The 12,457-nt window shown below is 43.5% G+C and carries 11 protein-coding genes; 1 reads left to right on the top strand and 10 read right to left on the bottom strand.

Features of this window, described 5'->3' with window-relative positions; all coding sequences use genetic code 11:
- From STRDD04_RS09570 to STRDD04_RS09615, 10 genes are all read right to left on the bottom strand, one after another.
- Complete coding sequence (locus tag STRDD04_RS09570) at positions 1 to 1,020, bottom strand: envelope stress sensor histidine kinase LiaS (protein WP_062201824.1); 1,020 nt, start codon at positions 1,018 to 1,020, stop codon at positions 1 to 3.
- The gene (gene liaF, locus STRDD04_RS09575; RefSeq protein ID WP_062201826.1) at positions 1,017 to 1,712 is read right to left on the bottom strand and encodes a cell wall-active antibiotics response protein LiaF; all 696 of its coding nucleotides are present in this window, start codon (positions 1,710 to 1,712) and stop codon (positions 1,017 to 1,019) included. The genes STRDD04_RS09570 and liaF overlap by 4 nt, the downstream gene beginning before the upstream one ends.
- Before the next feature lie 129 nt (positions 1,713 to 1,841).
- A complete protein-coding gene (gene pknB / locus STRDD04_RS09580) occupies positions 1,842 to 3,698 on the bottom strand; it encodes a Stk1 family PASTA domain-containing Ser/Thr kinase (protein WP_062201828.1) in 1,857 nt (618 codons plus the stop codon).
- Positions 3,695 to 4,435 carry a Stp1/IreP family PP2C-type Ser/Thr phosphatase gene (locus tag STRDD04_RS09585; protein ID WP_062201829.1) on the bottom strand — a complete coding sequence of 247 codons (741 nt, stop codon included), beginning with the start codon at positions 4,433 to 4,435 and terminating at the stop codon, positions 3,695 to 3,697. Before STRDD04_RS09585 ends, pknB begins: the two co-directional genes overlap by 4 nt.
- Positions 4,436 to 4,456: 21 nt before the next feature.
- Positions 4,457 to 5,770 carry a 16S rRNA (cytosine(967)-C(5))-methyltransferase RsmB gene (gene rsmB, locus STRDD04_RS09590; protein WP_197460100.1) on the bottom strand — a complete coding sequence of 438 codons (1,314 nt, stop codon included), beginning with the start codon at positions 5,768 to 5,770 and terminating at the stop codon, positions 4,457 to 4,459.
- Entirely contained in the window at positions 5,760 to 6,677 is a 918-nt protein-coding gene (fmt, locus tag STRDD04_RS09595; protein WP_062201948.1) for a methionyl-tRNA formyltransferase, read from the bottom strand. The genes rsmB and fmt overlap by 11 nt, the downstream gene beginning before the upstream one ends.
- 121 nt (positions 6,678 to 6,798) lie before the next feature.
- Positions 6,799 to 9,204 carry a primosomal protein N' gene (locus STRDD04_RS09600; protein ID WP_062201833.1) on the bottom strand — a complete coding sequence of 802 codons (2,406 nt, stop codon included), beginning with the start codon at positions 9,202 to 9,204 and terminating at the stop codon, positions 6,799 to 6,801.
- A gap of 65 nt (positions 9,205 to 9,269) precedes the next feature.
- A complete protein-coding gene (gene rpoZ, locus STRDD04_RS09605; protein ID WP_037617682.1) occupies positions 9,270 to 9,584 on the bottom strand; it encodes a DNA-directed RNA polymerase subunit omega in 315 nt (104 codons plus the stop codon).
- Between the two features lie 26 nt (positions 9,585 to 9,610).
- The gene (gmk, locus tag STRDD04_RS09610; RefSeq protein ID WP_187423879.1) at positions 9,611 to 10,243 is read right to left on the bottom strand and encodes a guanylate kinase; all 633 of its coding nucleotides are present in this window, start codon (positions 10,241 to 10,243) and stop codon (positions 9,611 to 9,613) included.
- Between the two features lie 176 nt (positions 10,244 to 10,419).
- On the bottom strand, positions 10,420 to 12,033 hold the full coding sequence (locus tag STRDD04_RS09615) for a ribonuclease Y (RefSeq protein WP_037617685.1): 1,614 nt from the start codon (positions 12,031 to 12,033) through the stop codon (positions 10,420 to 10,422).
- Between the two features lie 280 nt (positions 12,034 to 12,313).
- Between STRDD04_RS09615 and STRDD04_RS09620 the strand changes: the two genes are divergently transcribed.
- A partial coding sequence (locus STRDD04_RS09620) for an S-ribosylhomocysteine lyase (protein ID WP_197460097.1) occupies positions 12,314 to 12,457 on the top strand: 144 nt, incomplete at its 3' end.

The raw sequence follows: 12,457 nt of genomic DNA on the forward strand, positions 1-12,457 counted from the left end.
TCATCCACTAGTAATATTTTCATCTTTTCCCCCTTCTAATAACGGAACACAGATTTCGATAGAGAATCCTTTTTTCGGAGCTGTCAAAATTTTTAGACTGCCAGCCATATCATGCACTCGATCCTCAATATTTTTCAAACCATAACTCAGTTCATCCAAAGTAGCTGGTTCAAAGCCGATTCCATCATCAGAAACCTTGAGTTTTAATTCATTTCGCGTCTGATAAAGATAGATGTCCAAACGATTAGCCTGAGCATGACGCAAGGTATTGTTGATCATTTCCTGGATAATCCTGAAAATATGCTCCTCAATCTGCTTGGGGAGACTGGCAACCTCGTGTTTAAACTGGACAGTCAGATCCGACTTATCTCTTAATTCCTTAATTAAAACATCCATGCCCTCTACTAAAGTCCGATTTTCCAACTCTGTCGGCCGTAAATGCAAGAGTAAAATCCGCAAATCTTTTTGTGCTGTATCCAGAATGTCAGCGATTCCCTTTAGCTGCTCTTGGAGATTTTCTTTATCAAGCCGCTCCACATTTCCGGCAACTCCTGAGAGAATCATATTGGCTGCAAACAGCTCCTGACTAACCGTGTCATGTAAATCACGAGCAATCCGCCTGCGTTCTTTCTCAACAATCTTCTCCTCCGCCTGCAAAGACTGATTCTCAGACTTCTGCAAATTCTCAGTTAGAGTATGCACTTTTTCTTCCAATTGAAGTAAAGAATAGTCCAGCTCTACCTGACCGGTCGCTTCTAAAGCTTTGCCCTCTAAAATGTATTTGACATTTTTTTGAACCTGAGAAACGGATAGAAACTGAAGAAACTTTGCTGCAGCAATCAATAAAACAGTCAGAGATAGACCTAGAACTACAACAAAAAACATAAAAGACTGCAGAAGTTCTAGATTGTTTAGGAGCTTTTGCCATTCAAAATTAAAAATATTAAAAATGTAATGAAAGATGATCCCTAGAACAAAGAAGGTATAGAGAAAAATGACCAAGTAACTTGTTTTTTTCACTTTCTGACAACCTCCACATTTCCTAAAAAGCTGACCAACACAATTTTTACAGTTTTACTCGCTCGCTTATAATCTGGCGTTGTCAGGGAAATCGTTTCATTGCGCAACTTGCGAGATGGATGATTCAGAAAGTTTAAATCCCCGTACAATGTATTCATTTGAAGCTGGATTTCCACGTCAAGCGGCACAATGATTCGGGTATCTCCAAAGGCCTTACGAATAATCACCACATTATCATGATTAGCTAAAATAACATCTTCTAAATGGACGGTATCCTTTCCAATCAACCGCAAAAGATTAATATCGTGAAACTGACAATTATCTTTTGAAAAATGTTGCAAATCTCCCAGCCAACGATTTTTATCCCTTTGAATTTCGACATCTTCTTCAAAAACCAGATAGCTTTCCTGATTTTCCTTGTAAATATATGGGTAAGCTACCATCAAACCATAAATAACTGCAAACAAAAGGGCTGCAATCACATAAGGATTGAGCATGATAATGAAAAACAGCATAATCATTGATGCCACTAATAAAAAATTCCCTTTTTGTTTACCAAAATAATAATATAAAAGCAGGAGAAAAAGGACCATAATGATAACAACACGCGAAAAATCTGCTGCCAACATCGTGATAAGAGCCATAGCCAATAAGATTGTTTCAACAAAGATGAATAATTGAACTTTCCACATAGCCTTTTCCTTTCTGTACCTCTCTATTCTAACAAAAATAAAAAGAAAAACCTCCGTCTGAGGCACGAAATAAAAAAATAAATCACTTATGTCCAAAGAAAAATGGTCATAAGTGATGTATGAAAACTATTAACGACTAGAGCTGCTGCTCGACGATGAAGTAGAGCTGGATTGTGCATCATCATCTGATTGACTATGAGAACTAGATGACGATTCTGATGAACTCGTTGACGAGCTTGCAGTAGTACCATCTGTCACATAAAGAGTGATTTTTGTTGATTTTAGACTAACACTTTGTCCGGCTGCTGGTGTCTGCGAGGTCACTAAATCGGCTTGACTAGAAGCCACCGAGCGATCAATAACCCGCTCAATGTTCGAAGACGGAATTCCCATCTCGATTAAGTAAGAACGAGCATTGGCATAAGTGTACTGAAGACTGCCAAAATTTGGCATTTCTACAGTGCTAGTCTCTTTTGCAACTCTCAGGGTAATTTGAGCATTTGAAGATAAATCGTACGTTGCCCCAGCTGCTGGTGTCTGACTGATAACAACTCCTGGATCATAATCTTCTGATTCCACTTCTTCAATTTTTATTAATTTTTCGGAAACCTTTTTATTCTTCAAATCTTCAACTGCTGCTGAATATTTTTGACCTGTATAATCCCCCATGATAAGGTTCTTGGGGCCTTTAGAAATAATGAGGTTTATTTTGCTACCTTCCCGCCGCTGACTTCCTGCCTGAGGATCCGTCTTAATGACATGACCGGAAGCAACCGAATCACTGTTTTCTTCTTTTTCTTCTCCGACTACTAAATCTTTAGCTTCAATAGTCGCCCGAGCTTCTGCCACAGTTTGACCTGCCACATCTGGAACGGTGGTATTCGAAGGACTGTTATAAATCAGAACTGCAAATGCAGCTAAAACCAAGAAAACCGCCAAGAGCAGGACTTTATATCGGGTTCTTAAATGGTGTTTCTGTGCTTTCTTTTTTACAGGAGCTGGAGTTTCATCAGGTTTCCCCACTTCTGTTGGCTCAGTCTTTAGAATGGAGGTTTTTGTCGGTGAAACAGTCGGCTGAGGAATTGGCGAAATTTTTGGTAAGGTTTTGGTATCTGCTTTAGCAACATCATCAAAAACAAGTTTTTTTTCATTCCGTCGCTCATAAGACAAACTGCTCGACAAATCAACATACATTTCAGCAACAGACTGATAACGATCCGTTAATTTTTTAGCTGTTGCCTTGATAACCACATTTTCCAAGGCTTGAGGAACATTGGGATTTTCTGCAATGATCGACGGCAATGGCTTTTGAAAATGCTGGAGAGCAATCGTTACAGCGCTATCTCCATCGTAAGGGATATGCCCTGTCAGCATCTCATAGAAAATAATCCCCATTGCATAGATATCGCTTTGAATTGTTGCCTTTGAACCGCGTGCCTGTTCTGGCGAAAGATAGTGGACCGAGCCCAGCATAGAGTTAGTCTGGGTCAGACTTGTCTCAGCAAAGGCCACAGCAATCCCAAAGTCTGTCACCTTGGCATTACCATCTGGGGTTAAGAGGACATTTTGTGGTTTCAGGTCACGGTGAACAATCCCCCGCGTATGCGCAAGGCGCATAGCCAAAAGAATTTGTCCCATGATTCTAACCGCTTCTTCGTTTGAAATCGGAGATTTTTCTTTGATATAGCGCTTGAGATCAAGTCCTGCTACATATTCCATGGCCAGATACTGCTGACCGTCTTCTTCTCCGATATCGGAAATCCGGACAATGTGAGGATGATCTAAATCAGCCATCGCCTTGGCTTCCCGCTGGAAGCGCGCTACGGCAATAGGATCTGTCTGGTAATTGGTCCTGAGAACCTTTACTGCAACTTCCTCACCATCCAAAATCAAATCCTTGGCCAGATAGACATCTGCCATGCCTCCTCGACCAATTTGCTTGATGATTTTATATCGCCCGGCAAAAATCTTGCCGATTTGAATCATGCCTCATCCTCCTTGTCAAAACGAACCAGAGCGACTGTGATATTATCCAATCCTCCAGCATTGTTGGCAAAGCGAATCAACGTTTGAGTTTTCTCAGACAGACTGATGTCACTGGTCACGATGTCATAGATCTCACTTCCTGAAATCATGTTTGTCAGCCCATCACTGTTTAGCAGTATATAATCACCAGCTTCCAAGGTTACCATACCATAATCGGGCTGCACCTCATCTTTTTGACCAATTGACTGGGTGATAATATTCTTCTGCGGGTGGCGTTCTGCCTCTTCTTGTGTAATCTGTCCGGCTTTTAGAAGAGCATTAACAAGGGAATGGTCGCTAGTTAACTGGCTGTATTCCTCACCACGAATCAGGCCAATCCGTGAATCACCAATGTGGGCATAGATGGCTTGATTACCAATGATAGCTAAGGCTTCCAGAGTTGTCCCCATGCCCTTGTATTCTTCATCCTGACCAAATTGGTGAATGCGCCGATTTTCTTCTTCCAAGTGCTCTGCAAACCATTCACGGACTTGGTTCACCGAGTCAATCTGGGTATTAACCCATGCGGCACCTAAGTCTGTTACCGCCATTTCACTGGCAATATTGCCAGCTCTGTGGCCGCCCATACCATCGGCCAAGATGATCATGGTCTTGCCAGCACGATTTACAAAATGATTGGCATAATCCTGATTATTTGTTCGCTTTTGACCAACATCTGTTAATAATGAAATTTCCATACTGTCAGTTTCCTCCTCCAGTTAAGATATCTTCCTAAATTGACTGATAAAAAATCCATCACTGCCATATAATTCTGGTGTAATCAAGATACAGCCGTCTTTTACGATATCTTCTCTTTCATGTTCTAGTCTAACTTGCTCAAAGTTTGGATGTCTTTCTAAAAATTGCTTGACTACTTCAAAATTCTCTGCAGACACAATCGTGCAAGTACTATAAGTTATTATACCACCTTTACGTAGACTTTGACAAACGCTGTCTAATATATCCAGCTGAATTTTTTGCAGGCTCTGAAAATCTGCATTTTCTTTATTGTACTTAATGTCTGGTTTGCGACGAATCAAGCCGATTCCAGAGCAAGGAGCATCCACCAAAATCTTGTCAAAAGCATCTAGTCCAAAAGTCTCAAATACTTTGGTCGCATCCAGCTTTTGAGTTGTGATTTTATCTGCTAATCCTAGACGATCTGCATTTTGACGAATCAAGTCCAGCTTATGGTCGTAGAGATCCAAGGCTGTAATCTGACCAGTCGTCAGATAGGAAGCCATGTGAACAGCCTTGCCACCCGGCGCACTGCAAGCATCCAAAATCTGCTCATGTCCCTCAATTTGCAGGGTCGGAGTAACCAGCTGACTAGACTCGTCTTGAATAGTAATCAAGCCTTTTTCAAAGAACTCATGACCAGCAAAATGGCCCTGCTTCTTGACCAAGGCTGAAAGAGCCAAGAGCGAATCTTCCGCACCTAAAACTGCTTTAATTTCTTCCTTTCGAGCCAAATCCGTCACTCGAATGCTGGCCTTGTTGCGTTCAAAGAGACTTTCAAAAATAGCCTCCGCGCGTTCTTCCCCGTATTCGTCAATCAAGACCTTAACCAGCCAGACCGGCAGAGAATACTGGACTGAGTAGCGCTTATTCTTGCGGTTAATAGTGGTCGGATCAGCTGCGCCTTCCCGCTCGATCTTCCGTAGGATGGCATTGACATATTTTTCACTGCCACGCTTGCGGCCTTTTGCAATCTCAACAGCTTCATTAACGACAGCATGCTGGGGGATTTTATCCAGATAGAGCATCTGATAAAGGCTGAGCTCAAGCAGGATATAAAGCCAAGCATCTAGCTTGTCTCTGTCTTCCACCCAATGAGCCAGCTGCCATTCCAGACTAATTTTGCGAGCGACCGTTCCATAGACCAGCTCCGTAACCAAGCTTTTATCAGCTGAACTGAGAGCACTCTGTTTCAGAGCCTTGTTGAGGGCAATATTGGAATAAGCGCCCTCTTCAAAGACTTCTTCCAGAATTTGCAGAGCAAGCTCACGAGCTCTTTTCTGCTTACTTTCCAAATTCATCACCTACTGCTAAACTCCGACCCAGACCGTTGAGGAAGTCCTTGATGTCCATTTTGGGCTTGCCGAATGGCTGCACCGTTTTTAGTGAAAGGGCTCCCTGACCCGCTGCGACGACTAATTCTTTTTTGCTGATCGTCAGGATTTCACCTGGACGACCACTGCCTTCCGCTTGGCTGACTTCGTAAATCTTGAAGCGCTGACCAGCTAGCAGGGTATGGGCCACCGGCCAAGGATTCATGCCCCGAACCTGATTGAAAATCTGGCGACTGGTCTTTGTCCAATCAATCCGCTCTTGATCTGGGCTGATATTTGGTGAAAAAGTCACCAGTTCTGGTTCTTGAGGCTGGGCTTGAATCTCTCCCGCTACATAGGTTGGTAAGACTTCTAAAAGAAGGTCGCGACCAATCATAGCTAATTTTTCAAAGAGAGTTCCGACATTATCAGACTCTTCAATGGCTATCGCTCGACTGGCAATCATATCACCAGCATCCATCTCTTTGACCATCTCCATAATAGTCACACCAGCTTCTTCATCGCCATTTATCAAAGCATAATGAATGGGCGCTCCGCCACGGTATTTGGGCAAGAGAGACGCATGGACATTCACTGCGAAGTTAACGCTATCCAGCAAACGGCTAGGCAGAAACTGGCCAAAGGCTGCTGTCACGATTCCGTCAGCTCCCAAGTTCATAATTTCTTCCAAGTCCGCGCTTTTAGCCAACTTTTCTGGTTGGTAAACCAGCAAGCCGTTGGCTAAAGCCACTTCCTTGACCGGTGTCATGCGAATCTCCTTTTTGCGGCCCACTGCTCGGTCAGGCTGAGTGACCACCGCTAAAATTTCATATTGTTCCCTTTCCAGCAGGCCTTTTAAGACCGTTGCTGAAAAGTCAGGTGTCCCCATAAAGATTAATTTCACTGTCGTTTCCTCAAATCTGTCGCAGACCACTGTCGCCTACGACTGTTTTTCTTTCTATTATACCAAAAAAGCGAGCAAAGCTGACAGCTCTCGCTCACTTTTGCCATCAGATAAAATTCTGGGGTTCATTATCAATACTAAGGCGCAGGTCCTTGTTTTCCGCTTGCTGCGTTAGTTCCAAGACCCGATTGAGCGTAGTTTGTAGGTCATCCTCAAAGCGATACTTAAGTAAAATCTGATAGTGATAGAGATTGTGGGTGCGGGCAATGGGCTTGGGTGTGGGACCCAAAATTTGCACCTTGTCCGACAGGCCACTCCGTAAAATATCCATAACCTGATAAGATTTCTTGACTACCGTTTCCTCATCCTTGTGGGATAGGGTCAGCCCGACTGTATAGTAATAAGGCGGATAGCTCAACTGCCGTCGAATTCCCATTTCATAAGCGTAGAAGCCTTCATAGTCCTGCTTTCTGGCAAAGTCAATGGCATAGTGATGCGGGTTGTAAGACTGGATAAAAACTTGTCCTGCTTTTTCAGCCCTACCTGCCCGACCTGCTACCTGAGTCAGTAGCTGGAAGGTCCGTTCAGAAGAGCGAAAATCTGGCAGATTCAGAGCCGTATCCGCATTGAGAACACCGACCAAGGTCACATTAGGAAAATCCAGTCCCTTGGCAATCATCTGAGTTCCCAGCAGAATATCTGCCTGCCCTTGACCAAAGGCCTCTAGGATTTCTTCGTGACTCCCCTTTTTACGGGTCGTATCCACATCCATCCGCAGAATGCGAGCTTCTGGAAAGAGGGTGGTCAATTCATCATAGGCCTTCTGCGTTCCCGTACCATAGTAGCGGATACTGCGACTGGCACAATTAGGACAGGCTTGCGGAATGTCCTTGGTAAAACCACAGTAATGGCAGTTCATGGTCTTGGTATCCATATGCAAGGTCAGAGAAATATCACAGTTGGGACAGGTATCCACCGTACCGCATTCTCGACACATGACAAAGCTGGAATAACCTCGCCTGTTGAGCATAAGAACCGTCTGCTCACCTTTCTTCAGACGATCCTGAATAGCTTCTAAGAGAACAGGAGTAAAATTACTAGCTTCATTTTGCCCAATGTAATCTCGAAAATCCACCACTTGAACCTGAGGAATCTGCGCCAGTGGGTTAGCCCGCCTGGTCAGCTGCAAAAAGTCATAGACGCCACGACTAGCTCTGGCTCTGCTTTCCAAACTCGGAGTCGCCGAACCCAACACCAAGACAGATTGATTGTACTGAGCTCGCAGGAGAGCCACTTCTCTGGCATGGTAGCGAGGATTGGAATCCTGCTTGTAGGAGGACTCATGTTCCTCGTCAATGATGATGGCTCCGATATTTGTCAGCGGAGCAAAGATGGCCGAACGCGCACCGACAACTACCTGAGCCTCTCCCCGCTCCACTTTGCGCCACTCATCGTACTTCTCTCCGTCAGATAGGCCTGAATGCAAAATAGCCACCTTGTCGCCAAAGCGCGAGATAAAACGGTCGGTCACCTGAGGAGTCAAAGAAATTTCCGGCACCAGCATAATTGCTGTTTTGCCTTGGTTGAGAGCCTCCTCGATAACCTTGAGATAAACCTCAGTCTTGCCACTCCCCGTCACTCCTTCTAGCAAAACGGGTTGAGCGTTTTCTTTACCGATTTTTTCACAAATCGCAGCGACCGCGACTGCTTGCTCCTCATTGAGAACCAGCTTTTTATCCTGTCGCTCCTTTTGGAAATGCGCAGCAGACCGGCTGACCTCTTTCTTCTCTGTATGGAGAAGCTCCTTTTCTAAGAAAATGTTGACCACTGCAGGCGAAAAGAGTTTGCGTAGGTCTTTGAAAAGACCTGATTGCGGATTTTCCAGCAGATAAGTCTGAAGTTCCTGCTGCTTTTTCGCTCGGGCAGAAGGCAAAAACTGAGTCAATTTCTCTCTGTCCACCTGATACCAAGTTTCTGTCTTGATATGCTTACGGTCGGTCGCTTGGTATTCCAAGCGAATCTTACCAGTCTGGGTCAACCGCATGAGCTTAGACTGACTTTTCTTATCCAAATCAGAAAAACGAAGACTAGCTGTTTGACCGAAAATAGCCTGCCGTTCATCAGCCGATAGGTGATTCGTTGGATAAAGCAACTTGTCATAACTGGAATTGAGAAGACTAGGTAACATAGCCTTCAGGATGGAAATTTTATAGGAAAAGACAGATTGGCGCAGCTGGTCAGCTAGCCAGAGCTGCTCCGCATTGAGAACCGGTCTAAAGTCGAGAACTTCTGCAATATTTTTCAATTCTCCAATATGTCCAGCCAGATCTTCAGCTTCCTCATCCGCCAAGCCAACAATCAGCCCTTGAATCAAACGACCGCCCTTACCAAAAGGCACATGCACCCGCATTCCAGCTTCTAGCATTCCAGAAAACTCCTCTGGAATCGCATAGCTATAGGGTTTGTCCGTCTGCATCAGAGGAACATCGACAATAATCTTCGCAACTTTCACACTCTCACCCCGCTTTCCCTAAATGCCATATTCATAGAAAAAAATAAGATTGAGTAGCCCCAACCTTAAATCTTCTCACCCTCTTCTTTTTCTTTGGCAATTTGTTCTTTGATTTTGCGCTCTTCTTCTTCTTTGCGCAGTCGTTCCTCTTCTGCACGTCGGCGAACTGCTTCACGTTTTCCTTCTGGGTCTGGGTGAATCACGACATTACCAGATTCAATTTCTTCCAGAGCACGCAATGTTGATTTCTCTGATTTGAATTCCTGAGTTGGTTTAGCACCAGCTTCTAATTCATGAGCACGCTTGGCTTCCAAAATAACCAAAGAATATTTTGATGGCACCTTGTCCAACAGGGTGTCAATAGACGGTTTTAACATCATAATTTTCTACCTAATTTCTAACATAATTATCGTATAAGTACTTCATCTTTTGGAAGCATCTCTTGGTAGCGGCCGATAACTCGATCCACACGAAAATGCTCCGCTTCGATCACACGTTTTACGCGTTCAGCTGCCAAAGGTACTTGGTCGTTGACAATGGCATAGTCATACTCACGCATCAAGGCAATTTCTTCTTTTGCTTTCTCAATCCGCTGAGCAATAACTTCTGCGCTATCTGTCCCGCGACCAACCAAACGGTCTTTTAATTCTTCTAAATCTGGCGGAGTCAGAAAAATGAAGACAGCATCCGGGACTTTTTTCTTAACCTGGAGAGCACCTTGAACTTCAATCTCTAGGAAAACATCCACACCCTTATCCAAGGTCTCATTTACATAAGTGAGTGGAGTTCCATAATAATTTCCAACATACTCAGCATATTCCAGCATCTGTCCCTGACGAATCAGCTCCTCAAATTCTTCACGAGTGCGAAAGAAATAGTCAACCCCATCTACCTCACCAGGACGTTGTGGACGGGTTGTCATGGATACAGAATACTGAAACTGATTATCAGTGCTTTCAAAAATCTCTCGTCTGACTGTTCCCTTACCTACACCTGAGGGACCTGAAAAGACGATTAATAAGCCTCGTTCCGTCATCATATCTCCTTCATAATCTTTCTATCTAGTGTAACAGAATTATGCTTATATTTCAAGAGAATGTCTCTATTTCTATAGTGTTCTCATCAAAAAGTTAGCAGACCAGTCCGAAACCTAGTAGGAGAAGTAAGCACTTCACAAGAAAGAAAAAGCAAGCTGCTACCAACTTGCTTTCTTTATTATTTTGCGTAATCAACTGCACGCATTTCGCGAATGACTGTGACTTTGATATTCCCTGGATATTCCAGATTATTTTCGATTTTTTCACGAACATCATGTGCTAAAATCGTAATCTTATCATCTTTGATCCGTTCTGGATTGACCATGATTCGAATTTCGCGGCCTGCTTGTAAAGCAAAGCTATTTTTTACGCCCTCAAAGCCGTTAGCAATTTCTTCCAAATCCTGTAGACGTTTAATATAGCTCTCAAGTGACTCACTGCGAGCACCCGGACGAGCTGCGCTAAGGGCATCTGCTGCCGCAACGATAACTGCAATCACGCTCTCAGGCTCCACATCTCCGTGGTGGCTGGCAATCGTATTAACAACGATTGGATGCTCTTTGTACTTACGAGCCAATTCTGTCCCGATTTCTACGTGACTGCCTTCCACCTCACGGTCAATGGCTTTCCCAATATCATGAAGGAAACCAGCACGACGGGCAAGATTCGCATTTTCACCCAGTTCCCCAGCAATAATTCCAGAGAGCTTGGCTACCTCAATCGAGTGACGAAGAACATTCTGTCCATAAGAGGTACGGAACTGCAAACGTCCCATAATTTTCATCAAATCAGGATGCAGGTTTGGTGCCCCGATTTCGTAAGCGGCTGCTTCACCATACTCTCGGATACGATTATCAATTTCTATCCGATTCTTTTCAACCAGCTCCTCAATGCGAGCCGGATGAATACGTCCGTCCTTCAAGAGGGCTTCCATCGTCATGCGAGCAATTTCACGACGAACAGGATCAAAACCTGAAAGAGTGACTACTTCGGGTGTGTCATCGATGATGACATCAATACCGGTCAAGCTTTCAAAAGTACGAATATTACGCCCCTCGCGACCAATAATCCGCCCCTTCATACTATCATCAGGTAGATGAACCGTTGAGTTGGTCTGCTCAGCCACATAGTCACCAGCAATTCGCTGCATAGCTTGCACCAAGATATCCTTGGCCACCTTGTCAGAGCGCTCTTTAATATCCTGCTCCGCTTCCCGAATACGAGTCGCAATCTCTTTAGAGAGTTTATCCTCGGTCTGCGCTAAGATAATGTCACGCGCTTCCGTTTGAGTAAGGGACGCTACCCGCTCAAGCTCAGCTTCCTTTTGCTGCTCTAGCTCAGCTACTTGTGCTTCACGCGCATCAATGTGTTTAGCTTTATCAGAGAGACTTTGTTCTTTATGCTCCAAAGTCTTTTCCTTGTTGGTTAAATTATCGTCTTTGCGGTCAAGATTACTTGCACGCTCTGTCAAGCGGCTTTCAATTTGTTTTAATTCTTGACGCTCAGACTTAAATTCTGCATCAACCTCTTCACGATATTTCCTGGCTTCTTCTTTTGCCTCCAAAAGTGCTTCTTTTTTAAGCGAACTAGTTTCACGTTTGGCTTCTTTGACAATCAAGTCAGCTTCGCGTTCGGCTTGTCCGCGTAAATTGGTTGCTTCTTGTTCAGCATTTAAAAGAGTAAGTTCTGCGGCATCTTTAGATGTTCTCATCTTAACCGAGATCCCTACGTATCCAATCACTAAACCAATGATGGCAGCAAAAACAAAAACAGCTATAATATTTAAGCCCATGTTTTCACTCCAAATCTATTTAATTATTGAATTCAAAATTCCATACTATTCTATCATAAATGCTGAAAATTCACAAACCTATTTTTCTAAAAAAACAGGCCTGTTTTTCTCTATTATTCGCTAAAAAGGCGCTAAATAAAAGAATTTAATATATAAAATTTTTTATTTTAAAAGTAAAGTTTTTTTATGCTATAATCAAGGGGAAGATTTTTAAAATATGATACGAAAGCTTATGATTGACTCTGCTTCGCACTCATCTATTTATCGTAAAGGAGAACTTATGTCTAAAGAAGTTATTGTCGAAAGCTTTGAGCTGGATCATACCATTGTTAAAGCCCCATATGTCCGTCTGATTGGTGAAGAAACTGGACCAAAAGGAGATATTATTTCTAACTTTGATATTCGTCTGGTTCAACCAAATGAG

Source organism: Streptococcus sp. DD04, from assembly GCF_001578725.1.
Taxonomy (GTDB): Bacteria; Bacillota; Bacilli; order Lactobacillales; family Streptococcaceae; genus Streptococcus; species Streptococcus sinensis.